General features: G+C 64.9%; 23 protein-coding genes and 2 pseudogenes. 15 read left to right on the top strand and 10 right to left on the bottom strand.

The window, feature by feature from the left end; all coding sequences use genetic code 11:
- Nucleotides 1-30 precede the first annotated feature (30 nt).
- A complete protein-coding gene (locus tag ACVIIV_RS00735) occupies nucleotides 31-1,254 on the bottom strand; it encodes a polyhydroxyalkanoate depolymerase (RefSeq protein ID WP_456742453.1) in 1,224 nt (407 codons plus the stop codon).
- A gap of 165 nt (nucleotides 1,255-1,419) precedes the next feature.
- Here ACVIIV_RS00735 and ACVIIV_RS00730 point away from each other — a divergent pair, with 165 nt between their 5' ends.
- Nucleotides 1,420-2,076 carry a glutathione S-transferase family protein gene (locus ACVIIV_RS00730; RefSeq protein WP_456742452.1) on the top strand — a complete coding sequence of 219 codons (657 nt, stop codon included), beginning with the start codon at nucleotides 1,420-1,422 and terminating at the stop codon, nucleotides 2,074-2,076.
- Between the two features lie 280 nt (nucleotides 2,077-2,356).
- Here the strand turns inward: ACVIIV_RS00730 and ACVIIV_RS00725 are convergent, their stop codons facing one another.
- Nucleotides 2,357-2,581 carry a hypothetical protein gene (locus ACVIIV_RS00725; RefSeq protein ID WP_036028537.1) on the bottom strand — a complete coding sequence of 75 codons (225 nt, stop codon included), beginning with the start codon at nucleotides 2,579-2,581 and terminating at the stop codon, nucleotides 2,357-2,359.
- 183 nt (nucleotides 2,582-2,764) lie between these two features.
- Between ACVIIV_RS00725 and ACVIIV_RS00720 the strand changes: the two genes are divergently transcribed.
- Nucleotides 2,765-3,121, top strand: coding sequence for a hypothetical protein (locus tag ACVIIV_RS00720; protein WP_456742451.1), 357 nt, complete (start codon nucleotides 2,765-2,767; stop codon nucleotides 3,119-3,121).
- A 9-nt stretch (nucleotides 3,122-3,130) separates the two neighbouring features.
- Here ACVIIV_RS00720 and ACVIIV_RS00715 read toward each other — a convergent pair whose 3' ends face one another.
- Nucleotides 3,131-4,234, bottom strand: a complete 1,104-nt coding sequence (locus ACVIIV_RS00715; RefSeq protein ID WP_456742450.1) for a mandelate racemase/muconate lactonizing enzyme family protein — start codon at nucleotides 4,232-4,234, stop codon at nucleotides 3,131-3,133.
- A 172-nt stretch (nucleotides 4,235-4,406) separates the two neighbouring features.
- Here ACVIIV_RS00715 and ACVIIV_RS00710 point away from each other — a divergent pair.
- The 4 genes and pseudogenes from ACVIIV_RS00710 to ACVIIV_RS00695 all read left to right on the top strand — a co-directional run bounded on the left by ACVIIV_RS00710 (nucleotide 4,407) and on the right by ACVIIV_RS00695 (nucleotide 8,779).
- Nucleotides 4,407-5,241 (top strand): annotated as a pseudogene (locus ACVIIV_RS00710) (GyrI-like domain-containing protein).
- Nucleotides 5,242-5,485: 244 nt separating this feature from the next.
- On the top strand, nucleotides 5,486-6,412 hold the full coding sequence (locus ACVIIV_RS00705) for an SMP-30/gluconolactonase/LRE family protein (protein WP_456742449.1): 927 nt from the start codon (nucleotides 5,486-5,488) through the stop codon (nucleotides 6,410-6,412).
- Nucleotides 6,413-6,522: 110 nt separating this feature from the next.
- Nucleotides 6,523-7,116 (top strand): GNAT family N-acetyltransferase, encoded by a 594-nt coding sequence (locus tag ACVIIV_RS00700; protein ID WP_456742448.1) that lies wholly within the window; start codon nucleotides 6,523-6,525, stop codon nucleotides 7,114-7,116.
- 16 nt (nucleotides 7,117-7,132) lie between these two features.
- Nucleotides 7,133-8,779 (top strand): GMC family oxidoreductase, encoded by a 1,647-nt coding sequence (locus ACVIIV_RS00695; protein ID WP_456742447.1) that lies wholly within the window; start codon nucleotides 7,133-7,135, stop codon nucleotides 8,777-8,779.
- 1,145 nt (nucleotides 8,780-9,924) lie between these two features.
- On the opposite strand, the gene ACVIIV_RS00690 is transcribed toward ACVIIV_RS00695, so the two are convergent.
- Nucleotides 9,925-10,767 carry an AAA family ATPase gene (locus tag ACVIIV_RS00690; protein WP_456742446.1) on the bottom strand — a complete coding sequence of 281 codons (843 nt, stop codon included), beginning with the start codon at nucleotides 10,765-10,767 and terminating at the stop codon, nucleotides 9,925-9,927.
- Between the two features lie 96 nt (nucleotides 10,768-10,863).
- Nucleotides 10,864-11,110, bottom strand: a pseudogene (locus ACVIIV_RS00685) (GlsB/YeaQ/YmgE family stress response membrane protein).
- Between the two features lie 166 nt (nucleotides 11,111-11,276).
- Here ACVIIV_RS00685 and ACVIIV_RS00680 point away from each other — a divergent pair.
- The 3 genes from ACVIIV_RS00680 (at nucleotide 11,277) to sseA (ending at nucleotide 13,994) form a co-directional block, all read left to right on the top strand.
- Nucleotides 11,277-12,452: a vWA domain-containing protein gene (locus ACVIIV_RS00680; RefSeq protein WP_456742445.1), complete on the top strand. Its 1,176-nt coding sequence runs from the start codon at nucleotides 11,277-11,279 to the stop codon at nucleotides 12,450-12,452.
- Between the two features lie 135 nt (nucleotides 12,453-12,587).
- The gene (locus ACVIIV_RS00675) at nucleotides 12,588-13,001 is read left to right on the top strand and encodes a rhodanese-like domain-containing protein (protein WP_456742444.1); all 414 of its coding nucleotides are present in this window, start codon (nucleotides 12,588-12,590) and stop codon (nucleotides 12,999-13,001) included.
- Nucleotides 13,002-13,136: 135 nt separating this feature from the next.
- The gene (gene sseA / locus ACVIIV_RS00670) at nucleotides 13,137-13,994 is read left to right on the top strand and encodes a 3-mercaptopyruvate sulfurtransferase (protein ID WP_456742443.1); all 858 of its coding nucleotides are present in this window, start codon (nucleotides 13,137-13,139) and stop codon (nucleotides 13,992-13,994) included.
- A gap of 57 nt (nucleotides 13,995-14,051) precedes the next feature.
- On the opposite strand, the gene ACVIIV_RS00665 is transcribed toward sseA, so the two are convergent.
- The gene (locus ACVIIV_RS00665) at nucleotides 14,052-14,834 is read right to left on the bottom strand and encodes a hypothetical protein (protein WP_456748641.1); all 783 of its coding nucleotides are present in this window, start codon (nucleotides 14,832-14,834) and stop codon (nucleotides 14,052-14,054) included.
- A gap of 367 nt (nucleotides 14,835-15,201) precedes the next feature.
- Here ACVIIV_RS00665 and ACVIIV_RS00660 point away from each other — a divergent pair, with 367 nt between their 5' ends.
- Nucleotides 15,202-16,404, top strand: coding sequence for a L,D-transpeptidase family protein (locus tag ACVIIV_RS00660; RefSeq protein WP_456742442.1), 1,203 nt, complete (start codon nucleotides 15,202-15,204; stop codon nucleotides 16,402-16,404).
- 72 nt (nucleotides 16,405-16,476) lie between these two features.
- On the opposite strand, the gene ACVIIV_RS00655 is transcribed toward ACVIIV_RS00660, so the two are convergent.
- Nucleotides 16,477-17,439: a D-2-hydroxyacid dehydrogenase family protein gene (locus ACVIIV_RS00655; RefSeq protein ID WP_456742441.1), complete on the bottom strand. Its 963-nt coding sequence runs from the start codon at nucleotides 17,437-17,439 to the stop codon at nucleotides 16,477-16,479.
- Nucleotides 17,440-17,570: 131 nt separating this feature from the next.
- Complete coding sequence (locus tag ACVIIV_RS00650; protein WP_456742440.1) at nucleotides 17,571-17,786, bottom strand: hypothetical protein; 216 nt, start codon at nucleotides 17,784-17,786, stop codon at nucleotides 17,571-17,573.
- Nucleotides 17,787-18,018: 232 nt separating this feature from the next.
- Here ACVIIV_RS00650 and ettA point away from each other — a divergent pair, with 232 nt between their 5' ends.
- Entirely contained in the window at nucleotides 18,019-19,668 is a 1,650-nt protein-coding gene (gene ettA, locus ACVIIV_RS00645) for an energy-dependent translational throttle protein EttA (RefSeq protein WP_456742439.1), read from the top strand.
- A gap of 7 nt (nucleotides 19,669-19,675) precedes the next feature.
- The gene (locus tag ACVIIV_RS00640) at nucleotides 19,676-20,902 is read left to right on the top strand and encodes a lytic murein transglycosylase (protein ID WP_456742438.1); all 1,227 of its coding nucleotides are present in this window, start codon (nucleotides 19,676-19,678) and stop codon (nucleotides 20,900-20,902) included.
- 80 nt (nucleotides 20,903-20,982) lie between these two features.
- On the opposite strand, the gene ACVIIV_RS00635 is transcribed toward ACVIIV_RS00640, so the two are convergent.
- Together ACVIIV_RS00635 and ACVIIV_RS00630 are read right to left on the bottom strand one after the other, a co-directional pair.
- Nucleotides 20,983-21,267, bottom strand: coding sequence for a hypothetical protein (locus ACVIIV_RS00635; protein ID WP_456742437.1), 285 nt, complete (start codon nucleotides 21,265-21,267; stop codon nucleotides 20,983-20,985).
- A 212-nt stretch (nucleotides 21,268-21,479) separates the two neighbouring features.
- Complete coding sequence (locus tag ACVIIV_RS00630; RefSeq protein WP_456742436.1) at nucleotides 21,480-21,803, bottom strand: hypothetical protein; 324 nt, start codon at nucleotides 21,801-21,803, stop codon at nucleotides 21,480-21,482.
- 133 nt (nucleotides 21,804-21,936) lie between these two features.
- Here ACVIIV_RS00630 and ACVIIV_RS00625 point away from each other — a divergent pair, with 133 nt between their 5' ends.
- From ACVIIV_RS00625 to bfr, 3 genes are all read left to right on the top strand, one after another.
- The gene (locus tag ACVIIV_RS00625) at nucleotides 21,937-22,251 is read left to right on the top strand and encodes a hypothetical protein (protein ID WP_456742435.1); all 315 of its coding nucleotides are present in this window, start codon (nucleotides 21,937-21,939) and stop codon (nucleotides 22,249-22,251) included.
- A gap of 161 nt (nucleotides 22,252-22,412) precedes the next feature.
- A complete protein-coding gene (locus ACVIIV_RS00620; RefSeq protein ID WP_194466561.1) occupies nucleotides 22,413-22,685 on the top strand; it encodes a (2Fe-2S)-binding protein in 273 nt (90 codons plus the stop codon).
- 132 nt (nucleotides 22,686-22,817) lie between these two features.
- Nucleotides 22,818-23,306, top strand: a complete 489-nt coding sequence (gene bfr, locus ACVIIV_RS00615; RefSeq protein ID WP_024339472.1) for a bacterioferritin — start codon at nucleotides 22,818-22,820, stop codon at nucleotides 23,304-23,306.
- Nucleotides 23,307-23,341: the final 35 nt, after the last annotated feature.

The raw sequence follows: 23,341 nt of genomic DNA, 5'->3' as shown, positions 1-23,341 counted from the left end.
CGGGACGGCCTGCGATTCAGGGGATGTTGGTCACGAATTGACGTGCACGAAATCCCGCAAGAGCGGATAGATCTCGTTGTTCCAGCGCTTGCCCGAGAACACGCCATAATGGCCGACGCCGGCCTGCATGTGGTGGACGCGGCGATAGGCGCGTACGCCGGTGCAGAGGTCCTGGGCGGCCAGGGTCTGGCCGATCGAGCAGATGTCGTCCTTCTCGCCCTCGACCGTCATCAGGCCCATGCGGCTGACCGCCCTGGTGTTCACCGGACGGCCGCGGTGCATCAGCTTGCCCTGCGGCAACAGGTGCTCCTGGAACACGTCGCGCACGGTCTCGATGTAGAACTCGGCCGGTAGGTCCATCACGGCGAAATATTCATCGTAGAACGTCTTGATGGTCGCGGCCTTCTCCTTCTCGCCCTTGGCGATGTGGTTGGCGAGGTCGAGATGCTGCTTGATGTGGCGCTCGAGATTCATCGAGACGAAGGCGGTGAGCTGCACGAAGCCGGGATAGACCTTGCGCAAGGCGCCGCGGCACTGCATCGGCACGTAGTTGATCAAATTGCGCTCGAACCACTCGATCGGCTTGCTCTTGGCGAACTCGTTGACCCTGGTCGGCTGGATCCGCGTGTCGATCGGGCCCGCCATCAGCGTCAGCGTCGCCGGGCGCGAGGGGTGGTTGTCCTCGCACATGATCGCCGCGGCCGCGAGCGCGGAGACGGAGGGCTGGCAGATCGCGACCATGTGCGGGCGCGGGCCAAGCTGTCCGAGGAAATCAATCAGGTGCTCGGTGTAGTCGTCGAGCCCGAAGCGGCCCTCGCTGCGCGGAATGTCGCGCGGATTGTGCCAGTCGGTGATGTAGACGTCGTGGTCCTGGAGCAGCGTCTTCACGGTGCCGCGCAGCAGCGTGGCGAAGTGTCCGGACATCGGCGCCACCAGCAGCATGCGCGGCTGCTCGCCCGCGCCGTCCTTGCGGAAATGCAGCAGCGAGCCGAATGGCGTCGCGTAGGCGATCTCCTCGCTGACGGCGATCTCGCGGTTGCCCACCATGACGCTGTCGATGCCGTAGGCGGGACGGTCATAGGTGAGGGTGGAGCGCGAGATCAGCTCCAGCGCGGCCGACAGCCGGCCGACGACCTGGTCCGATGAGCCCTGAGGCACCAGATTGAGGAATTTGAGTGCGGACGAAGCCCCCGCGCGCCATGGCGCCGTCAGGTCCATGTGGTTCTGAAAAGCCTGATAATACATCGACATCATACTGAAGCGCCCACCTGCCTCCTGTCGTGATGCAATATCGAAGCCAGACGGGAGCCGGACCGCCCGGAAAATTGGCACGTCGCTTGCTGCGCCCTGGGCGGGTAGGCACAGATCACGGGCACGCACGCGCGGGCGGTGCGTTGCCCAGGCGTGAGGGAAGGCTCTATGGCGAAGGCGACACTGACCATCAGCAGCAAGAACTACTCGTCCTGGTCGCTGCGCGGATGGCTGCTGACGAAATTCTCCGGGCTCGACTTCGAGGAGATCGTCACCGCGCCGGACGATCCGTCGGCGCGCGCCGAAATCCTGCTGCTGTCGTCGTCGATCCTGGTGCCGTGCCTGCGGCACGAGGGTGCCGTGGTCTGGGATACGCTGGCGATTGCCGAATATCTCAACGAGGTGATGCCGGATGCCGGCCTGTTGCCGGCCGACCGCATCCAGCGCGCCCATTGCCGCTCGATCTCGGGCGAAATCCACTCCGGCTTCACCACGCTGCGCGCCTCGCTGCCAGTCAACCTGAAGGGACACTTTCCCGGCTTCAAGATCTGGTCGCGGGCGCAGGCCGACATCGACCGGGTCTGGTTCATCTGGCGCGACTGCCTGGAGAAATCGGGCGGTCCCTTCCTGTTCGGCGCGCAGCGCACCATGGCGGATGCGATGTACGCCCCGGTGGTGACGCGCTTTGTGACCTACGACGTCAAGCTCGCGCCGCCGCTGAAGGCCTATGCCGAGACCATCATGGCCATGCCCGAGATGCAGGAATGGATCGCGGCGGCGAGGGAGGAGCCGGCCGAGATCGAGGAGCTCGAGGTCGAATATTAGGCAGATGTTGCGCGGCCCTGCCTGTTTCGGCGGCGGGGTCCCCTCGCTGGCGGCCTCACAGCTATGCCTTTGCCACCGTTAACCTTTGGCGCCGGTGCCAGGCCCAGGCCATCCGACACGCTGCCGAGATATTGTACACGCCAGCAGAGCCGCATCGACATCTAGCCGTGAACAGGTGCGTACACGGCGTTTCGGCTGATTCGGACGTGATTCGTTCGGGCCGCGTTCCGAAGGTTAAAGCGGAGCGCGGTCCCGTCGCATTTTGAAACAGAGACCGCCTTCAGGCGGCCCCGCGCTGCTTCAGGCGCGGAAGGCGCCAGCCGATCACGGTTGCTTCGACCGCAATGCCGGCCTCGTGGTTCTGCCAGCGTCCCTCGACATAGCGGCAGGCGAACGGCAATTGATATGTTCCGCTGTGATCCTCGCATAACACTTCGAGTGGCAGGCCCGGCGGTGGTTCTCCGGCGCCGTCGAATTCCGCCAAACGTCTATCGCGCGTTGCCATTCCAAAAATCTCCCCTAAACAAAGCCGCGGAGAGCGCCCACTTCCTCCGCGTGCGGTTCACTGCTCCCCGTCCCAGGGGAACGAGCCCAAGCTCAACGCGAGAATGCGGTGCGAGTGTGGTAGCCTCATGCGGCGGCGCGCAAACAGCGCACATTGATGTGATCGACTGGCCGAGGAACTTTCATGCTGCTTCGAAACGCCGGCGTTTGTTTCGCGATGTTGCTGCTCGCCACGCAGGCAGCCGTGCCGGTGCACGCGCAGGACGTGCCTGGCATCGAGATCTGCACCGTCGAGAAGACCATGGAGCGCCGCACCAGCTGTCTCCAGAGCAATGTCGACTTCCTGCAGAAGACGATCACCAAGCTCACCCTCGATCATCAGCAGAAGCTGGATGCCGCCAATCGCCAGATCGACGCATTGAAGACGAGCCTCGCCGCATTGCAGAAGACGCTCGGCGACCTTCAGGCCGCGCAGGCGAAGACCGCCGAGGATCTCAAGAAGAAGCAGGACGCGCCGCCGGCGAAGGACGCTGCCAAATAAGCGCGCCGATCACGCGACGCGGTATCGCTCCATCACGCCACGATCAGGCTCATAGCCGAGCCCGGGGCCCGAGGGCACCGCGACATGGCCGGTGGCATCGACATCGGCGCGGCCGTTCCAGAGGCAGGCCTCGCGCTTCAGATAGAACATCTCGACCAGCCCGTCGTCGCGCGCCGCGAGCAAATGCAGCGTCGCCAGCAGGCCCGGACCAAAGTAAGGAGAGTGCGGCACGATCTTGACGCCGGACCGATCGGCCAGGCCTGCGACCTTCAGGAATTCCGTGATGCCGCCGACCTTGATGACTGAAGGTTGGGCGTGGCTGACCGCGCCCGCCTCCATCATCTGGCGGAATTGATATTCGGTGCAGGCATTCTCGCCGGCGGCAACGCCGAGCCCGCCTTTGCTGCGCACCTCGGCAAGCGTGGCAAAGTCTTCCGGCGGCCAGACCGGCTCCTCCAGGAACATCGGTTCCGCGTCCCGGCATGCTTTCGCGAACGCGATCGCCTGCTCGCCGGTCAACGGGCAGTTCATGTCGACCATCAGCGGAATGTTCGGGCCGATCGCCTCGCGCGCGGCAAACACGGCCGGCGTCGTGGTCTCGTGCAGCTTGATCGCGCCATAGCCGAGCGCGAGCGCCTTCCTGCATTCCGCGGCGATGTTGTCGGGCGAGCCGATCCGCAACAGGCTCGCATAGGCGGGAATGGCCGTGCGCCTGACCTCTCCGAGCAAGCGATGCAGCGGCACAACCTCGATCTTCGCGGCGAGGTCCCACAGCGCGATATCGAGCCCGGAGATCGCGAACATGGTGATGCCGTAGCGGCCGAATAGATGCAGGTTGCGCTGGATCTGCTCCATGACCCCTGGAATGCCAGCCGCATCGGGCACCTTCAGCCGGCGCGCCTGCGGCGCGATCATCTCCTCGACGGCGCTGCGGGTGGTGCGCGGACAGACATAGGCGAAGGCATCGCCCCAGCCGGTCAGCCCGGCATCGGTCGTGACCTCGACGAGGACCATGTCGAGGGCCGTGATGGCGGAGGGGCCCTGGCGAAAGCTCGCGACACCGGCGTCATAGGGGATGCGGATATGGTGCGCCCGCACATCGGTGATTTCCATGACCCGGTTCCTCTTTCTCGTGAGCGGTTTCGACGAGTGTAGCCACGAACGCCAGGGCGTTGCCAGTGGCCATTGCCGGACTATTCTCACGTGAAGGACAGCAATGCCGATCAAGCAGACAGGTGCCGGCCGGCGCATCATCGCCGTGCTTCGAATGAGGGCCTGAACCGCCATGAATCCAGCCCAGCGCGCGCTCTGGTATATCGAGAGCCATCTGGCCGAGCCGATGACGCTCGACGAGATCGCGGAGATCTCCGGCGTGTCGCGGTTCCACATCGTGCGTGCGTTTGCCGCAGCTACCGGTCTTCCGGTGATGCGCTACGTGCGCGCACGGCGGCTGACGGAGGCCGCGCGCAGTCTGGCAAAGGGTGCGCCGGACATTCTGTCACTGGCACTGGAGGCGGATTACGGCTCGCACGAAGCCTTCACCCGCGCGTTCCGCGACCATTTCGGCACGACGCCCGAAGCGGTGAGAGCGGCAACGTGCGTCAGCCACCTCAAGCTTCAGGAGCCGATCCTCATGGACTCCACCATGCTCGACCATCTCGCCCCAACCGCGTTTCGAGACCGCAAAGGCGTTCCTCATCGCCGGTCCCGCCGAGCGCATCTCCTGCGACAACGGCGCCATGATCCCCGGTCTGTGGCACCGCTTCCATCAGGAGGTCGCCGACATCCCCGCCCGCATCGGTAACGTCGCCTATGGCGTCTGCTGCAACGGCGATGATGCCGGCAATTTCGACTACATCGCCGGCGTCGAGGTCGCCGACTTCTCCGACCTGCCGCGCCGCTTCGGCCGCATCCGCATCCCCGAGCAGCGCTATGCGGTCTTTACGCACACAGATCACGTCGCTGCGATCCGGCGCACGGTGAACACGATCTGGAATCAGTGGCTGCCGGCCTCGGGCCTCAAGGCCGCGGACGCGCCGAACTTCGAGCGCTACGATGAGACGTTCGATCCTGCAACCGGCAATGGCGGTTTCGAGATCTGGCTGCCGGTGAGGGAGTAGCCTGATCCGGACCCGAAGGGCCGCGTTCGCGCAAAGTGTGCAGCGGTTTTCCGAAAGGATCATGCTGAAACGATAACGCAAAGCGCGATGACCCTCATCGCGCTTTGCAGCGCAACGCTGGCATACCGTCCCGCTTGCTTGGCAAGCCCCGGCGACTTTGTCATAACCGCTGGCAAATCTTGCCTGCGGGGCCCGTGCCGGACATCCCGTGCAAGTCATAACAAGCAGCCGGGAGGGTCCCCACATGTCCAACGTCCGCGTTCTCGCCACCGACCTCGAATTTCCCGAAGGGCCGGTCGTGATGCCGGACGGCTCGGTGGTGCTGGTGGAGATCCGCGGCCAGCGCCTGACGCGCGTCTACCCTGATGGCCGCAAGGAGATCGTGGCGAAAATGCCGGGCGGCCCGAATGGCGCCGCGCTCGGGCCCGACGGCAAGATCTACATCTGCAACAATGGCGGCTTCTCCTGGATCCCGACCCGCAACATGATCATGCCGGGTCCGCAGCCGGACGATTATCTCGGCGGCTCGATCCAGCGCGTCGACCTGCAATCCGGCAAGGTCGAAACCGTCGTGTCCAAATGCGGCGCGCACGATCTGCGCGGGCCGAATGATCTCGTGTTCGACAGGCACGGCGGCCTCTGGTTCTCCGATCTCGGCAAGCGCCGCGCGCGCGAGATGGATGTCGGCGGCATGTATTACCTCAAACCCGGCATGACCGAACTCGTGGAGGTCGTGCATGGCGTGCTGCCGGCCAACGGCATCGGGCTGTCGCCGGACGAGAACACGGTCTACATCGCAGAGACGCCCACGGGTCGGCTCTGGGCCTATGAGCTCTCCGCGCCGGGCACGCTCAAGCCGCGCGATGCGATCTATCGCGGCGAGCGCGGCAAGCCGATCTGCGGCCTCGGCGGCTACCAGATGTTCGACTCGCTCGCCGTGGAGGGAGGCGGCAATGTCTGCGTTGCCACGCTCGTCTCCGGCTGCATCTCGGTGATCGCGCCCGACGGCACCCTGGTCGAGCAGGTTCCGACCGGCGACCGCGTCACCACCAATATCGCCTTCGGCGGCCCCGAGTTGAAGACCGCCTACATTACGCTGTCGGGCAAGGGCGAGCTGATCGCCATGGACTGGCCGCGGGGCGGTTTGCCGTTGAATTTTTTGAACAAGTGAGCCAAGCCGTCATTGCGAGGAGCCCTTGCGACGAAGCAATCCAGGCTGTCTACGCGGTAAGATTCTGGATTGCTTCGCTTCACTCGCAATGACAACGGAGAGAAACTTCAATGCCCTGGCCCGATCCCGTCACCCTGCGCGGACAGCACGCCCGGCTCGAGCCGCTGTCGCATGATCATCGCGAGGGGCTGGTCGAGGCCGTCAAGGACGGCGAGCTGTCGAAGCTTTGGTACACCGCGATCCCGCTGCCGGAGAACATGGGCGAGGAGATCGACCGCCGCCTCGGCTTGCAGGCCGCCGGCTCGATGCTGCCCTTCACCGTGTTCGATGCCGGCGGCAGGATCGTCGGCATGACCACCTATATGAACATCGATGCCGCCAACCGCCGCGTCGAGATCGGCTCGACCTGGTACGGCAAGAGCGCGCAGCGCGGCCCGCTCAACACGCAGTGCAAGCTGCTGCTGCTGCGCCATGCCTTCGAGACCCTGAACTGCATCGCGGTCGAGTTCCGCACGCATTTCTTCAACCACCAGAGCCGCCGCGCCATCGAGCGCCTGGGCGCCAAGCAGGACGGCATTCTGCGCAGCCACCAGATCGCGCCGAACGGCACCTTGCGCGACACCGTGGTCTACAGCATCACCGCCGCCGAATGGCCGACGGTGCAGGCGCATCTGGAATTTCAACTCAACGACAAGCCGCGCTAGGTGCGGCCGAGGGACCATGGACAGATTTGATTATGTGATCGTCGGCGCGGGCTCCGCCGGTTGCGTGCTCACCAGCCGGCTCAGCGAAGATCCCAACGTCAGCGTCTGCGTGCTCGAGGCCGGGCCCAGTGACTGGCATCCCTACATTCATCTGCCGGCGGGCTTCATCAAGACCTTCCACATGAAGAGCATCAACTGGGCCTATCAGCAGGAGCCCGGTCCGTGGACCGGCGGGCGTAGCATCTACGCGCCGCGCGGCAAGACGCTCGGCGGCTCGTCCTCGATCAACGGCCACATCTACAACCGCGGCCAGCGCATGGATTTCGACACCTGGGCGCAGATGGGCAATCGCGGCTGGGGCTATGCCGACGTGCTGCCATACTTCCGGCGGCTGGAGAAGCGGGTCGGCGAGGGCGAGGACACCTACCGTGGCCGCGATGGCAACCTCATCGTCACCACCATGAACTGGCGCGATCCGCTCTGCGAGGCCTTCATGGAAGGCGCGGTCTCGCTCGGCATTCCCCGCAACCCCGATTACAACGGCAAGACCCAGGAAGGCGTCTCCTACTGCCAGCGCACCATCAACAACGGCCTGCGCGTCTCCGGCTCGACCGCGTTCCTCAAGCCCGCGATGAAGCGGCCCAACGTGCATGTGCATACCCATGCGCACGCGACCGAGATCATCTTCGAGGGCAAGCGCGCCGTCGGCGTGCGCTACACCAAGGGCGGCCGCGGCGGCCAGCCGGTCGAGGTGCGCGCCAACAAGGAAGTGATCCTCTCCGGTGGCAGCTATAATTCGCCGCAGCTGCTGCAGCTCTCCGGCATCGGCTCGCCGGATCTGTTGCAGCAGCACGGCATCGCCGTCCGTCACGCGCTGCCGGTCGGCGAGGGGCTGCAGGACCACTATGCCCCGCGCACGGTGGCGCGCGTGAAAGACATCAAGACCATCAACGAGCTCCGCCGCGGCTTCTCGCTGTGGATCGAGGCGTTGAAATGGGCAACCGCGCGCCGCGGCCTGCTGTCGCTATCGCCGACCATGGTCTATTGCTTCTGGCACTCCGGCGAGAGCGCGGAAAGCTCCGACCTCCAGCTCACCTTCACGCCGGCGTCCTACAAGGAAGGCGTGCAGGGCCAGCTCGAGGACGAGCCCGGCATGACCGTGGCGTCCTGGCAGCAGCGCCCCGAGAGCCGTGGCTATGTCCACATCCGCTCATCCGATCCGTTCGCGCCGCCGATCATCCAGACCAATTATCTCGATGCCGAGCTCGACCGCCGCGTCATCGTCGGCGGCATGAAGCTCGCGCGGCGTCTTTTGAAGTCCGCGCCGCTGTCGCCCTATTACGCCTACGAGGATTTCCCCGGCCCCAACGTCAACACCGACGACGAATTCCTGCACGCCGCCACCGAGCGCGGCACCACCACCTTCCACCCCGGCTGCACCTGCCGCATGGGTCCGGCGGACTCGACCTGGGCGGTGGTCGACGACCAGCTCCGCGTCCACGGCCTCGAAGGCCTCCGCGTCATCGACGCCTCGGTGATGCCGCGCATGATCTCGGCGAACCTCAACGCCTCCACCATGATGATCGCCGACCGCGCCTCGGACCTCATCCGCGGCAAGGTGCCGATGGAAGCCGCAAGGATTCCGGACGCCGCGGTGGCGTAGGAAGATCCCGTGCCCCGGACGCAGCGCAGCGCTTCTTCAGCGCTGCGCTGCAGAGCCGGGGCCCATGTCGCCGCATTGTACCGTGTCGCTTCCTGGGTCCCGGCTCTCCGCAGCAGCGTTGCACGCTGCAGCGCGTCCGGGACACGCGCGTTCGTTCACCTGCCTTGCGAGATTTGCTGTGTCGCCCCCGTCAACCCCTCTCCGAAAAATATTCCACTTTACCGAAATTCGGAATTACGTCATAAGTCGAAACAGCCCGGCCCACGAAGAGGGGCGGTTCGCGAGTCGTTCGAAACGCGGGCCGGGTTGCGGTGGACGCGGCAGCGTCGTGTGCGAAAGCTAAGGGCAGGGCGGATTGCTCTCCGTGAGCCCAAGGTTTCGCGCGGACGAACGCCGCTGAAAGCGTACGGCAAAACCGTGTGGTCCTGGCCGTCGTTGCTGCGGTCAAGCCTTGGCGGATGCGGCAGTTGCGTCAACCGGCGCGGTGCCGGCGACTTTCGTCGGGGTGAGGGAGGCCAGAAGGAATTCGGCTCCCAGGAGAGCGCGGCATAAGCCGTCCGACCACTGCGCAGGGAAGGCCGTGTGTTCGGCACCACCTGTATGCTGCTGTGCGGTTTTCTGCGTGTGCCTTTTGCGCAGCAGACCGCGGGTGCGAGGTCAGCACCCGGCCTTCCCTGCGCCCTCTTTCTTCGGAGGAGCGAGGAGTTCAGCAAAGCTCGGGCGAGATGAGCCGCGAGGATGCGAAGGTGTGTCTGTAACGCAGATGCGACCTGGAGAACGGCGTCGTTGCCCCTTGCTCGTCATTGCGAGCGTAGCGAAGCAATCCAGAGTCTTTCCGCGGAGGGATTCTGGATTGCTTCGTCGCAAGGGCTCCTCGCAATGACGGCGCTGTATCAGCGCGGCCAAACCTATCCCCGTCACCCTGAGGTGGCCGCTTCTTCAGCGGCCCTCGAAGGGCGACGGCCCGGATGCATCGGGGCCGTGCATCCTTCGAGGCTCCCCATGGGACGCTTTGCGTCCCATGCCTCGCACCTCAGGATGACGGGACCAGAAAGTAGGATCGGTAGAGCGAGCGAACCCCATCAACTTCAACATCGCGGGAAGAGCTTGATGGGTTTCGCTTCGCTCTACCCATACAAGTCTTCCTACACTTCCCGTCGGCTCAAGAACGCCAGCCGCTCGAACAGGTGCACGTCCTGCTCGTTCTTGAGCAGCGCGCCGTGCAGTGGCGGGATCAGCTTGCGCGGGTCGCGCTCGCGCAGCTGCTCGGCGCTCATATCCTCGTTGAGCAGCAGCTTGAGCCAGTCCAGCAGCTCCGACGTCGATGGCTTCTTCTTCAACCCGGGCACCTCGCGCACCTCGAAGAAGATGCGCAAGGCTTCCTCGACCAGGCGCTTCTTGATGCCGGGGAAGTGGACGTCGACGATGCGGCCCATGGTGTCGGCGTCTGGGAACTTGATGTAGTGGAAGAAGCAGCGGCGAAGGAACGCGTCCGGCAGCTCCTTCTCGTTGTTGGAGGTGATCATCATGATCGGGCGCTGCTTGGCCTTGATCGTCTCGCCGGTCTCGTAGACATGGAATTCCATGCGGTCGAGCTCGAGCAGCAGGTCGTTGGGGAATTCGATGTCGGCCTTGTCGATCTCGTCGATCAGGAGCACCGGGCGCCGCTCGGCCGTGAAGGCCTCCCACAGCTTGCCGCGCTTGATGTAGTTCTTGATGTCCGACACGCGCGCATCGCCGAGCTGACTGTCGCGCAGGCGCGACACCGCGTCGTATTCGTAGAGGCCCTGCTGCGCCTTGGTGGTCGACTTGATGTGCCAGGTCAGGAGCGGCGCGTTCAGCGCCTTCGCCACTTCCTCCGCCAGCACCGTCTTGCCGGTGCCGGGCTCGCCCTTGATGAGCAGCGGGCGCTCCAGCACGATCGAGGCATTGACGGCGACCTTGAGATCGTCGGTCGCAACATAGTCCTTGGTGCCGGTAAATTTCATTGCGTGTCCTTGGGTAATCGTCGGCGCGAGGCGCGGGCCCCGGTCGCGACAAGGGAACGGCCGCTCGTGGCGGCCGTTCCTGGTTCGGTCAGGCTTTCAGACCCGTTTTATCAGCGAAAGGATGACGAGCACAATCACCGCGCCGATCGTGGCGTCCACGATGGCGCCGACCGTGCCCGTTGCCAGCTGGATGTGCAGCTGGGGCAACACCCAGCTTGCGACCCAGCGCGCCGATGATGCCGACGACGATGTTGCCGATCAGTCCAAATCCCGCCCCGTGGACAATCTTGCCCGCAAGCCAGCCCGCGATCGCGCCGATGATGAGCGCTGCGACAATTCCCATTGCAAACGTCCCCAAAACAACCCCGTGAGGCGGTCAATTCTAGAGCAAAATGTGATTGGGTCCATGTTGAATTGGCTCGCCGACGCGCGTGGTTCACCTCTCCCCGGCGGGGAGGGGTGAAGCGGCGCCCCTTGACGTCAGCCACCCGACGGGCAATCTGTCACCCATGTTCCTGCAATTCTTCACCTCTCTGCGCGATGCGCAGGTCCCCGTGACGCTGCGCGAATACCTCACGCTGATGGAGGCGCTCGACGCCGACCTCGCGGACTTCACGGTCGAGAATTTCTATTACCTGTCGCGCGCCTCGCTGGTGAAGGACGAGCGTAATCTCGACAAGTTCGACCGCGTCTTCGGCACGGTGTTCAAGGGGCTGGAGAGCCTCCTCGACGCCATGGAGAAGGCGGAGATCCCCGAGGAGTGGCTGAAGAAGCTCGCCGAGAAGTACCTGACGGAAGAAGAGAAGAAGCAGATCGAGGCCATGGGCTGGGACAAGCTCATGGAGACCCTGAAGAAGCGCCTTGAGGAGCAGAAGGGACGGCACCAGGGCGGCTCGAAGTGGATCGGCACCGCCGGCACCTCCCCGTTCGGCGCGCACGGCTATAACCCGGAAGGCGTGCGCATCGGCCAGGAGAAGAACCGCAACAACCGCGCCGTGAAGGTGTGGGACAAGCGCGAGTTCAAGGACCTCGACGGCAATGTCGAGCTCGGCATCCGCAACATCAAGGTGGCGCTGCGGCGCCTGCGCAAGTTCGCGCGCACCGGCGCGCCCGACGAGCTGGATCTCGACACCACGATCCGCGAGACCGCCAATCACGGCTATCTCGACGTCCACATGCGCCCCGAGCGGCGCAACGCGGTGAAGCTTTTGGTGTTCTTCGACATCGGCGGCTCGATGGATGCGCATATCGAGCAGGTCGAGGAGCTGTTCTCGGCGGCGAAGAGCGAGTTCAAGCACATGGAGTATTTCTACTTCCACAACTGCCTTTATGAAGGCGTGTGGAAGCAGAACAAGCGCCGCTTCACCGACCGCACGCCGACCTGGGACGTGCTGCACAAATATCCGCACGACTACAAGGTCGTGTTCGTCGGCGATGCCTCGATGTCGCCTTACGAGATCATGGTGCCGGGCGGCTCGGTCGAGCACGTCAACGAGGAGCCGGGCTCGGTCTGGCTCGATCGCATCATCCGCACCTATCCGCACGCGGTGTGGCTGAATCCGGTGCAGCAGAAGCACTGGGACTATTCGGAATCCACTACCATCATCAGACGCATTTTCGCCAACCGGATGTACCCGATCACGATCGAGGGGCTGGAAGGCGCGATGAAGGAATTGACGCACTGATGCTCCCCGTCGTCATTCCGGGGCGCGACGCAGTCGCGAACCCGGAATCCATCGGGCCGCAGCGCGTGTAGATGAATGGATTCCGGGTTCGATGCTGCGCATCGCCCCGGAATGACGAAAGAGAAGGGAACACTTATGCCCCAGACCATCACCCGCGGCATCAAGGCGCTGATCGACGAGGCCAATGCCGAGATCGAGACGCTCTCGGCCAAGGACGCCATCGAGATCTCCAAGAACGGCGACGTCGTCATCGTCGACATCCGCGATCCCCGCGAGATCGAGCGCGACGGCCGCATCCCCGGCGCCTTCGCCTGTACCCGCGGGATGCTCGAATTCTGGATCGATCCGCAGAGCCCGTATGCAAAGCCGATCTTCCAGGAGGACAAGAAATTCCTCTTCCACTGCGCCGGGGGCTTGCGCTCGGCGCTCGCGGCCAAGACCGCGCAGGATATGGGCCTCAAGCCCGTCGCCCACATCGCCGGCGGCTACGCCGCCTGGCGCGATGCCGGTGGCCCGACGGAGCAGTGGGTGCCGAAGAAGAAGGGGTGAGGTGAACTCCTTCCTCACCACATACTCCGTCATGCCCGGGCTTGACCCGGGCATCCACGTCTTTGCCGCGACGAAAAACGTGGATGGCCGGGACAAGCCCGGCCATGACGACTGAGACAATTGCCGGAGCATGCAATGACCACCGCCACCGACCCCCTCGTCTCCACCGAATGGCTCGCCGCCCGCATGGGCGACGCCAACGTCAAGATCCTCGACGCCAGCTTCAAGCTGCCGGGCGTGCTGCCGCTGCCGAAGGACGACTATCTCGCCGCGCACCTGCCGGGCGCGGTGTTCTTCGACGTCGATGCGGTGTCGGATCATTCCAACCCGCTGCCGCACATGTTTCCGAGCGCCGAGCAGTTCGGTCGCGACGTCGGCAATCTCGGCATCGGAAATAGCGATACCGTCGTGATCTACGATGCCGGCGGCTGGGTCGCAGCACCGCGTGCGTGGTGGATGTTCCTGTCCTACGGCCACAGCAATGTGCGCATCCTCAATGGCGGCCTGAAGAAGTGGCGCGCTGAAGGGCGGCCGGTCGAGAGCGGCGAGGTGAAGCCGAGGCCTGCGACGTTCAAGGCGAGCTATGATGGAAACCGCGTGCGCAGCATGCAGCAGCTGATCGCCAACGTCGAAAGCCGCACGGAGCAGGTGATCGACGCGCGCGCCGCCGACCGTTTCGAGGGCCGCGCGCCGGAGCCGCGGCCGGGCATCCGCTCCGGCCACATTCCCGGCGCCCGCAACGTGCCCTACAATCTGCTGTTCGATGCCGCGAGCGGCACCATGAAGCCGCTCGAGGACTTGCGCGCCGCCTTCACGAACGCCGGTGTCAAGCTCGACGCGCCGATCGTGACGAGCTGCGGCTCGGGCGTGTCGGCCGGCGTGCTGACGCTCGCGCTGTATCGGCTCGGCATCACCGACACCGCGCTGTATGACGGCTCCTGGTCGGAATGGGGCCAGGCCGGCGGCCCGCCGATCGCGACCGGGCCGGCGTGAGGCCACGATGGCAGTGCGCTCCCTCGCCCCGCTTGCGGGGAGAGGCGAAGAAGCGCGTCAGCGCGTGCGCGCCGTCGTTGTCGTCGCGAAGGCCGGCTGCGGCTGGCCGAACGGATCGAGCTGTTGCTGCAGCTGCTGAGGCTGCGGACGTCGTACCACGCGATGCCGCTTCTTCGCCTTCGCCTTGCGCTTGGTCGCCTTGCTGTCGGATGCGCCGCTGTCCGCCTTGCTGCTCTCGGTCTTGGCGTTCGCCGGCGCATCCTTCACGGCCGTGGTCGCGGGATCGTTCAGCGCGGCTACCTTGGCTGCGGCGACATCGATCGCTGGGGCGTCGAGGGCGGCACTGGGATCGGCGGCCGTCGGCTCGCTGACGCTTGCGGCAGGCTGAGTCTCGGAGATCGAAGCCGTGGTGTCGGCGGGGGTCAGCGTGTCGATGGAAGCCGGCGCTGCGGCCTCCGCGGTCGTTTCGGGCCTGGCTGGTTGGGCAGCCGGGACGTCGGCTGCGGGCGCGGCGTCCTGAGGCTGAGCGTCGGGCTCGCTCGCTACCGCGGCGACCTGCTGCGGCTCATTCGCCGGCAATCCAATGGTCGGCACCCGGTCACGCAGCGACGGCGCGGGCTCGGCGGGCACTTCCGGCTCGGTCTGCAACACCGCGAGCACCGGCGGGGCCGGCTCGGAAGCCTGCGCGAACACCTGCTCCTGCGGCCCGTTCCGCCAGGAGGGGTTGCTGACATACTGCTGATGGGTCGCCCGCAGCAGCGCGGCGGCCCCGAGGCCGAACACCAGGATGGAGGTTGACAGCAGGATCGCGGCAAACAGGAAGCGAAAGCCGGGAAGCATCGAGCGGTTGCGAATTTCCGCCCCGGCGGCGAGGAGGCCAGGGCCCAAGAGCCATCTGAACGCGGTGACGGTACTGCTTGCCGCGTTCGCCACGCGGAATCGGAGCTCAAAAAGGTGGCGAATCAGGCTGATTCGACCATATCGCAACGCTTCGGCATCGTTCTGTTAAAATCGCGGCCGAACAGAGCGGCAATTAATGGCGCGATACGATTTCAGCCCCGTGATGCAACGGGGCCACGGTCGTCTTGCGGATCACAAATCGGCAAATCCGGCGCAAATAGGCCTGATATGTCTTGAATGTGCCGCTATCTTCCGTCATCTGGCCGTTAACGGTCCGATCGGGCTTGGGGACTATACAAGAGCGATGATGATCAAACACTTTCTGACGATATGCGCTGCCGCAACAGTCGCTGCGGCGGGAACCTCGCTCGCTCAGGCTCAGAGCTATCCGGTCCAGCAGGCGCCGGGCTATGGCGCCCCGGCCGAATATCGGCCCGGTGACCGCACGCCGAATTTCGACGCGCTGGACGAAGACGACGAAGCGATGCCGCAGGCCTCGCTACCGCCGCCCGGTCCGGCTGACGATCCGCGCTACGGCCGCCCGGTCGGCGCGCCTCCGGTCTATTCGGCCGCCCCGCCGCAAGGGCCGGTGATGTCGCCGGATGATCCGCGCTATGGCCGTCCGGCTGGTGCTCCGCCGGTCTATTCGGCGGCGCCGCCGCAGGGCCCCGTGATGTCGCCGGACGATCCCCGCTACGGCCGCCCCGCCGGTCCGCCGCCGGTGATCTATGCCAACCGTCCGGGTCAGCAGGCCCCCGCCAATGATGGCCTGCGTCCGCCGGAGGCCGTGGGCGGTCTCGCCGCGACCGGGACGGTCCAGCCCGCGCAGCCGCCCGTCGGCGCCGATGGCCGGCCGATAACGCTGGCCTCGCTGCCGCCCGAGGAGCAGCCCGATGCTGCGCCGGTGCAGCTGCCGCCCAATCTGCGCCGCCAGGAGGTCGCGTTCCAGACCAAGGAGCCGGCCGGCACGCTCGTGGTCGATACCCCCAACACCTATCTCTATTACGTGCTCGGAGGCGGCCGTGCGATCCGCTACGGCGTCCGCGTCGGCCGCGACGGCTTCACCTGGACCGGCGTGCAGAAGATCACCCGCAAGGCCGAGTGGCCGGACTGGCATCCGCCGACCGAGATGATCGAGCGTCAGCCCTACCTGCCGCGCTTCATGGCCGGCGGCCCCGGCAATCCGCTTGGCGCCCGCGCGATGTATCTCGGCTCGACCGTCTACCGCATCCACGGCACCAATCAGCCTTCGACGATCGGCAAGTTCGTCTCCTCCGGCTGCATCGGCATGCTGAACGAGGACGTCTCGGACCTGTTCGATCGCGTCAAGGTCGGCACCCGCGTGGTGGTGATGCCGGGCGGCCCGCCGCCGGGAACGGCGACCGCCTCCGCTGCGCCGACACCCGGTGCTGCTCCTGGTCCGGCTCCGATGGCCGCCCAAGCTGGCCCGGTCCCGGGCACGCAGCCGACGGTGGTGCCGCCGCTGCCCGCGCCGGTCACCGTGCGCTAAGCTCCGAGAGACAATTCAGACTGCGAAGGGCGTGCCGTCGGCACGCCCCAATTTTTTAAGATCTGCGTCGTTTCAGGCCAGCTTCCGTGGCAGCTCTGCGCCCTTGGTGAAGGCATCGATCGCCTCGACCATCTGGCCGTAATGGATGCCCAGACCGTCCCTGGTGGCGTAGCCGAGATGCGGCGTCAGCACGAGATTGTCGAGCTTGCGGAAGGGGTGGTCGACCGGCAGCGGCTCGACCGAGAACACGTCGATGCCGGCGCCCGCGATCTTCCGCTGCTGCAACGCCTCGAGCAACGCCTGCTCGTCCACGATCGGCCCGCGCGCGGTGTTGACGAGAAAGGCGGTCGGCTTCATCCGCGCGAGATCGGCGCGGCTCACCAGGCCCCGCGAGCGCTCGCTCAGAACAACGTGGATGGTGACGATGTCGGCCTTGGCGAACAACTCCTCCTTGCTGGCGTAGCTGACGCCGGCCGCCGCGCACTTCTCCGGCGTCAGGTTCGGGCTCCAGGCGATCACGTTCATACCGAACGCTTTCGCGATCCCAGCCATCTTGCTGCCGAGCTTGCCGAGCCCGACGATGCCGAGCGTCAAGCCCTCGATCTCGACGCCGGCAAAGCTCTGCCAGGGCTCGCCCGCATGCATGCGCGCATTCTCGCGGCCGATGCCGCGGGTCAGCTCCAGGATCAGGCCCATGGTGAGCGGCGCGGTCGGATCGCGGGAATATTGCGTGCCGCCGATGGCGATGCCACGCGACTTCGCCGCCTCCATGTCGATCGCGGCGTTGCGCATACCTGAGGTCAGCAGCAGCTTCAGCTTCGGTAAGCTCTCGAACAGGCTCTTGGGGAAAGCGGTGCGCTCGCGCATCGCGCAGATGATATCGAAATCGGCCAGTGCGCTGGCTGCGGCCTGCTCCGAGGCGAAGGGATGGCTGAATACGATGACGTCAACACGGTCCGACAGCTTCGGCCAGTCCGCGACGTCGAGGGCGAGGTTGAAATAGTCGTCGAGAATTGCACAGCGCAGCCGGCTCATCGGCGTTCATCCATGGCGAGAGGTGGCGGCGCAAGCGGGAGCGCCCTCAGCGGAACCTGGCCATGGTTGCGCGCAATCAGCCTCGCGCGCAAGCAGCCTGCGGCTTCAAAAGTCCGATAGGAGACAGGGGTTCAGAGGTCGCGGGGCTTCAGTCGGAACGGCGCATCCATGCCGTGCTTGGCGCGCCAGGCCGGACCGGGTCCGCGCATGTAGTGCAGCTCAGGCCGGTAGGGATTGAAGGCGATGGCGAAGAAGCGCTTCCAGAAAGCCTTGATCTCCGAGACGAACCCGGAGACGTGGCCGGCTTCTGCCGGAACAGGAAGGGTGTTGGTCTCGATCAGAGCCATGGTCGGCCTCGCTGTGCTCCCGTTCATTCTGAGCGGGCGGCGCTGTTTCCGCGCGAAACCGAGCTTTGGCCTGCTTTATTAAAAAATGGTTTCAATTGTCCGGATCGGCGGCGAGATGGTGTCCGGACCGTATTCATCCGTGGTGAACGGACGGAAAACGTTGCCCTTTGGGGACGGGATCGTTACATCGGCGGCAAGCAAATTCCCTCAAATCGAAGGTTTCACGGGACCGATGGCGCGCCAGTTCATCTATTTCATGCAGGGCCTGACCAAGAGCTACCCGACCCGGAAGGTGCTCGATAACATCCATTTGTCGTTCTATCCGGACGCCAAGATCGGCGTGCTCGGCGTCAACGGCTCGGGCAAGTCGACGCTGCTCAGGATCATGGCCGGCCTGGACAAGGAATATACCGGCGAGGCCTGGGTCGCGGAGGGCGCCCGCGTCGGCTATCTCGAGCAGGAGCCGCAGCTCGATCCCAAGCTCTCCGTACGCGAGAACGTCATGCAGGGCGTCGCCAAGCAGAAGGCGATCCTCGACCGCTACAACGAGCTCGCGGTCAACTATTCGGACGAGACCGCCGACGAGATGACCAAGCTCCAGGACGAGATCGAGGCCCAGGGCCTGTGGGATCTCGACAGCAAGGTCGACCAGGCCATGGACGCGCTACGCTGCCCGCCCGACGATGCCGATGTGACGAAACTCTCCGGCGGTGAGCGCCGCCGCGTCGCGCTGTGCCGGCTCCTGCTCGACCAGCCCGAGCTGCTGCTGCTGGACGAGCCGACCAACCATCTCGACGCTGAGTCCGTGTCGTGGCTGGAAGGGCACCTGCGCAACTATCCCGGCGCGATCCTGATCGTCACCCACGACCGCTACTTCCTCGACAACGTCACGGGCTGGATCCTCGAGCTCGATCGCGGCCGCGGCATTCCCTATGAGGGCAATTACTCGTCCTGGCTGGTGCAGAAGCAGAAGCGTCTGGAGCAGGAAGGACGCGAGGACGCCGCGCACCAGAAGACGCTGGCCCGCGAGCAGGAATGGGTCGCGTCCTCGCCGAAAGCGCGTCAGGCCAAGTCGAAAGCGCGCTACCAGCGCTATGAGGAGCTGCTCAAGCAGGCGAGCGAGAAGCAGACCCAAACCGCGCAGATCATCATTCCGGTCGCCGAACGGCTCGGCGCCAACGTGGTCGATTTCGAAGTCCTCAGCAAAGGTTTCGGCGATCGTCTCCTGATCGACAATCTCACGTTCAAGCTGCCGCCCGGTGGCATCGTCGGCGTGATCGGCCCCAACGGCGCCGGCAAGACCACGCTGTTCAGGATGATCACCGGCCAGGAGAAGCCGGACTCCGGCTCGATCACGGTCGGCGAGACCGTGCATCTCGGCTATGTCGACCAGTCGCGCGATGCGCTCGACGGCAAGAAGACCGTGTGGGAGGAAATCTCCGGCGGCAACGAGCTGATCCTGCTCGGCAAGAAGGAAGTGAATTCGCGCGGCTATTGCTCGTCGTTCAACTTCAAGGGCGCGGACCAGCAGAAGAAGGTCGGCGCGCTCTCGGGCGGTGAACGCAACCGCGTGCATCTGGCAAAAATGCTGAAGTCTGGTTCGAACGTTCTGCTGCTCGACGAACCGACCAACGACCTCGACGTCGACACGCTGCGCGCACTCGAAGAGGCGCTGGAGGATTTCGCCGGCTGCGCCGTCATCATCAGCCATGATCGCTGGTTCCTCGACCGCATCGCGACCCACATCCTGGCCTTCGAAGGCGACAGCCATGTCGAATGGTTCGAGGGCAACTTCCAGGATTACGAGAAGGACAAGATGCGCCGGCTCGGTCAGGACAGCATCATTCCGCACCGCGTGAAGTACAAGAAGCTGACGCGGTGATGGCGGCATGATGCGGCGGGGGCTCATTGCTGCGGTGATCGCTTTCACCTGCGGCTGGTCGTCCGCCCGCGCCGCAGACGCCGCCTTCACGCAGTTCATCACCTCGCTCTGGCCGGAGGCGCAGGCCACGGGCGTCTCGCGCGCGACGTTCGACGAGCAGACGCGCGGGCTGGAGCCTGACTACAAGCTGCCCGATTTGATCCTGCCAGGACGGCCCGCAACTGGCGCCCCGTCGCAGGCCGAGTTCGTGCAGGTGCCGGCCGACTACGTCAAGGAAGCTTCGATCGCGCGGCTCGCCGGCGAAGGGCAGCGGCTGCTGCAGAAATATCGCACCGCGCTGACCGAGATCGAGAAAAGCTCCGGCGTGCCCGCGACCGTGATGCTCGCGATCTGGGGCCGCGAGACGGACTACGGCCGCTACACGCTTCCCTACGATCTCGTCCGTGTATTGGCGACGCAGGCCTATGTCGGCCGCCGCAAGGATCAGTATCGCAACGAGTTCATCCTCGCGCTGAAGATCCTGGGCGAGGGCGTGGTGACACGCAAGGACATGCGCTCCTCCTGGGCCGGCGCCACGGGGCTGACGCAGTTCCTGCCGTCGGAATATTACAAGCATGGCGTCGATTTCGACGGCGATGGCCGCATCGACATCTGGCACTCCGTGCCGGATGCGCTGGCCTCGGCCGCGCAGCAGCTCTTCAACAAGGGCTGGCAGAGTGGACTGCGCTGGGCCTACGAGGTGCAGGCGCCGGCGAAGGTCGATTGCACGACGGGCGTGCCCGAGGTGACGAAGCCGATCGGTCAATGGCTGCGCGAAGGCTTTGTGCCGGTGCGTGGCGCGAGGCTCAGCGCGGCCGAGCAGGCGCAGCCGGCCTCGCTGCTTCAGCCCGAAGGCATCTACGGCCCGTCGTTCCTGACCACGAAGAATTACTTCGTCATCAAGGAATACAATTTCTCCGATCTCTACGTGCTGTTCGTCGGCCATCTCAGCGACCGCATGACGAGCCCGCTGCCGTTCGCAACGCCCTGGTCGGCCTCCAAGCAGTTGCGCACCAAGGATGTCGAGACCATGCAGCGCGGGCTCACGCGCATCGGGCTCTACAAGGACAAGATCGACGGCAAGGCCGGCATGCTGACACGCGCGGCGCTCGGCGCCTACCAGAAGTCGGCAAGCCTCAAGGTCGATTGTTGGCCGAGCGAAGAGGTGCTGCGCTCGATCCAGGCGGCGCGATAGCAGGGGTTCAAATGAAAAAGCCCGGCCGAGTTGCTCGGCCGGGCTTCGATCGCGGTGCGGAGGTGCGCGTAGCGATCAGATCAGTAGCAAACGCGAACCGGACGGACGACCCAGCCGTAGCCGTCCCAATACCGCTCACGGCGCCAGTAGCAGGGCGGGGGCGGCGGGCCGGGCTCGGCGATATAGACGGGGCCGCCATAGGCGGGACGGCTCGACGCGATGGCGCCGCCGACGATCGCGCCGCCGATCAGGCCGGCCGCAATGCCGGCGCCGACGCCGTCGCCGGCTTTGGCGGACGGGGTGGCGGTCACCAGCGAACCGGCGACCGTTGCAACCGTAAGGGCAGCAACTAAAGTCTTCTTCATGCTCTTGGCTCTCCTGGGAGATGGACTTCCCCTTGTGAGGGGTGGCCCGGGTTTCAAAGGTTCACGCACACTCTGATGGAATTGGCCGTTGGGCTAGCAAGCGCGCAAATGGTCAATCCACGGTAAACGCACACGGAGCTGTGACGAGAAAAAGCGGTCTTTTTCAGGCTCCGAGATGAACGGCCCATCGTGTTGAACCGGCTTAGAGCGCCTCAGCCGCAGACTCGGACGCGGCGGACGCGCCAGGCATAGCCGTCCCAGAAGCGCTGCTTCTGCCAGACGCAGCCGCCGCCGTAATAGCCATCAGCGACGTAGCCGGGAGCCGGCGCGTAGTAGCGGGGCGGGTAATAGCCGGGTTCGTAATAGCCCGGACCGGGTCCGTAATAATACGGAGAGGCCAGCGCGCCGCCGACGATGGCACCGCCAATGATTCCCGCCGCGACGCCTGCCGCGACACCGCGCTGCGCATGAGCCGGCGTTCCGGCCGCAACGGCCAGGGTGGCGACGGCGGTGACCGCCAGGAGCGACTTCTTCATTGGCTTGACCTTTCAGACGAACCCGCGGGAACTGTTTGGGACATAAGGTTCCATACTTCGCTTGAATGATCAATGAACGGTACCGTTGCGAGCGACGACCAATCGGTATGAGCCCCAGCTTCACCGGGAGACGATGATGGGCAACGCGATGGTCAATGCATTGATCGCCGCCGGGATCGTTTTCGCGATCGGCTACGGTTGGATCGCACACCTCCAGAACCGCGGACGGCGCGCCCGCGCAACGGCCGGCAGCGACCCAGGGAGTAGCGGCGGCAGCAGCTATTCCGGAACGAGTGACGGCTTCTCGCTGGGAAGCTGGTTTTCCGGCGGCAGCTCGGGGAGCTCGACTGACGGCGGCAGCTGTTCGAGCGGCGATAGCGGCAGCAGCAGCGGCGGTGGAGATTGCGGAGGGGGTGGCGACGGTGGAGGAGGCGGTGGCGGCGACTAGTCCGGCCACAATCTTGATCCAGCGCAAAGGCTCGTTTTAGAGCCGTTCTAGGCTTTGATCGGGCCAGTTTGGAATAGCTTCAAATACCGGTTTTTCCTTTTGCATCCGGCCGGCCCGTTAAATATCGATGATGGTGCATCACCGAAGGGCCTGCCGCTTCCATGATCGTTTGTTCCTGTAACGTGCTGAGCGATGACGACATCCGCGCCGCCGTCGCCGAGTCCGACGATGCCGTGCGCCATGCCAAGCAGGTCTATGGATGTCTCGGCTGTAGTGCCGAATGCGGTCGCTGTGCCCGGACCATCAAGACCATCATCGACGAGGCGCTCGGTCCTTGCGCGCAGTCCTGCTGCGCTGGCTGTCCCCACAGCCACACCGTGGCCGCCAATGACGAGACGGTCGAACCCGCCGAGTTTGCCCTCGCGGCCTGCTAAGAACTTCAGCATCCCCGGCTGAGCTTTTCCCCGGCTTCGTCCGCGCAGCCGGTTGCCCTTGTCCATAAACTCATTTAGAAGCATTCTAAATTCGGTTGTGGCCGATTTGGACTGCGAGAGCTGGAGTGAACCATGCAGGGCGACGCAAAAGTCATCGACTATCTCAACAAGGCGCTGCGTCACGAGCTGACTGCGATCAATCAGTACTGGCTGCACTACCGCTTCCTCGACAACTGGGGCCTCCTGGACATGGCCAAGGTCTGGCGTAAGGAGTCTATCGAGGAGATGGAGCATGCCGACAAGCTCACGGCACGCATCCTGTTCCTGGACGGCTTCCCGAACATGCAGGTGCTCGATCCCCTGCGCATCGGCCAGAACGTCAAGGAGATCATCGAGTGCGACCTCGCCGCCGAGATGAGCGCGCGGGCGCTCTATCAGGAAGCGGCGACCTACTGCCACGGCGCCAAGGACTACGTCACGCGCGACCTGTTCGAGAAGCTGATGAGCGACGAAGAGCACCACATCGACTTCCTCGAAACCCAGCTCGACCTGATCGGTCGCATCGGCCTCGAGCTCTACACCCAGAAGCATGTCGGCGGGCTCGAGGGCGAGGGGCACTAATTCGACGCGCTAGCGTTGTCACATACTCGGTGTCG

This window comes from Bradyrhizobium sp. USDA 4354 (assembly GCF_054060315.1).
This window is presented reverse-complemented; position numbering and strand designations above follow the sequence as displayed.

Coding starts and splice junctions, on each gene's coding strand:
- ACVIIV_RS00705 (WP_456742449.1), top strand. CDS start 5,486: ATGTCCAACGTCCGCGTTCTCGCCACCGACCTCGAATTTCCCGAAGGG.
- ettA (WP_456742439.1), top strand. CDS start 18,019: ATGGCGCGCCAGTTCATCTATTTCATGCAGGGCCTGACCAAGAGCTAC.
- ACVIIV_RS00700 (WP_456742448.1), top strand. CDS start 6,523: ATGCCCTGGCCCGATCCCGTCACCCTGCGCGGACAGCACGCCCGGCTC.
- ACVIIV_RS00660 (WP_456742442.1), top strand. CDS start 15,202: ATGATCAAACACTTTCTGACGATATGCGCTGCCGCAACAGTCGCTGCG.
- ACVIIV_RS00635 (WP_456742437.1), bottom strand. CDS start 21,267: ATGAAGAAGACTTTAGTTGCTGCCCTTACGGTTGCAACGGTCGCCGGT.
- ACVIIV_RS00690 (WP_456742446.1), bottom strand. CDS start 10,767: ATGAAATTTACCGGCACCAAGGACTATGTTGCGACCGACGATCTCAAG.
- ACVIIV_RS00720 (WP_456742451.1), top strand. CDS start 2,765: ATGCTGCTTCGAAACGCCGGCGTTTGTTTCGCGATGTTGCTGCTCGCC.
- ACVIIV_RS00630 (WP_456742436.1), bottom strand. CDS start 21,803: ATGAAGAAGTCGCTCCTGGCGGTCACCGCCGTCGCCACCCTGGCCGTT.
- bfr (WP_024339472.1), top strand. CDS start 22,818: ATGCAGGGCGACGCAAAAGTCATCGACTATCTCAACAAGGCGCTGCGT.
- ACVIIV_RS00620 (WP_194466561.1), top strand. CDS start 22,413: ATGATCGTTTGTTCCTGTAACGTGCTGAGCGATGACGACATCCGCGCC.
- ACVIIV_RS00625 (WP_456742435.1), top strand. CDS start 21,937: ATGATGGGCAACGCGATGGTCAATGCATTGATCGCCGCCGGGATCGTT.
- ACVIIV_RS00640 (WP_456742438.1), top strand. CDS start 19,676: ATGATGCGGCGGGGGCTCATTGCTGCGGTGATCGCTTTCACCTGCGGC.
- ACVIIV_RS00650 (WP_456742440.1), bottom strand. CDS start 17,786: ATGGCTCTGATCGAGACCAACACCCTTCCTGTTCCGGCAGAAGCCGGC.
- ACVIIV_RS00715 (WP_456742450.1), bottom strand. CDS start 4,234: ATGGAAATCACCGATGTGCGGGCGCACCATATCCGCATCCCCTATGAC.
- ACVIIV_RS00735 (WP_456742453.1), bottom strand. CDS start 1,254: ATGATGTCGATGTATTATCAGGCTTTTCAGAACCACATGGACCTGACG.
- sseA (WP_456742443.1), top strand. CDS start 13,137: ATGACCACCGCCACCGACCCCCTCGTCTCCACCGAATGGCTCGCCGCC.
- ACVIIV_RS00695 (WP_456742447.1), top strand. CDS start 7,133: ATGGACAGATTTGATTATGTGATCGTCGGCGCGGGCTCCGCCGGTTGC.
- ACVIIV_RS00675 (WP_456742444.1), top strand. CDS start 12,588: ATGCCCCAGACCATCACCCGCGGCATCAAGGCGCTGATCGACGAGGCC.
- ACVIIV_RS00655 (WP_456742441.1), bottom strand. CDS start 17,439: ATGAGCCGGCTGCGCTGTGCAATTCTCGACGACTATTTCAACCTCGCC.
- ACVIIV_RS00730 (WP_456742452.1), top strand. CDS start 1,420: ATGGCGAAGGCGACACTGACCATCAGCAGCAAGAACTACTCGTCCTGG.
- ACVIIV_RS00665 (WP_456748641.1), bottom strand. CDS start 14,834: ATGCTTCCCGGCTTTCGCTTCCTGTTTGCCGCGATCCTGCTGTCAACC.
- ACVIIV_RS00725 (WP_036028537.1), bottom strand. CDS start 2,581: ATGGCAACGCGCGATAGACGTTTGGCGGAATTCGACGGCGCCGGAGAA.
- ACVIIV_RS00680 (WP_456742445.1), top strand. CDS start 11,277: ATGTTCCTGCAATTCTTCACCTCTCTGCGCGATGCGCAGGTCCCCGTG.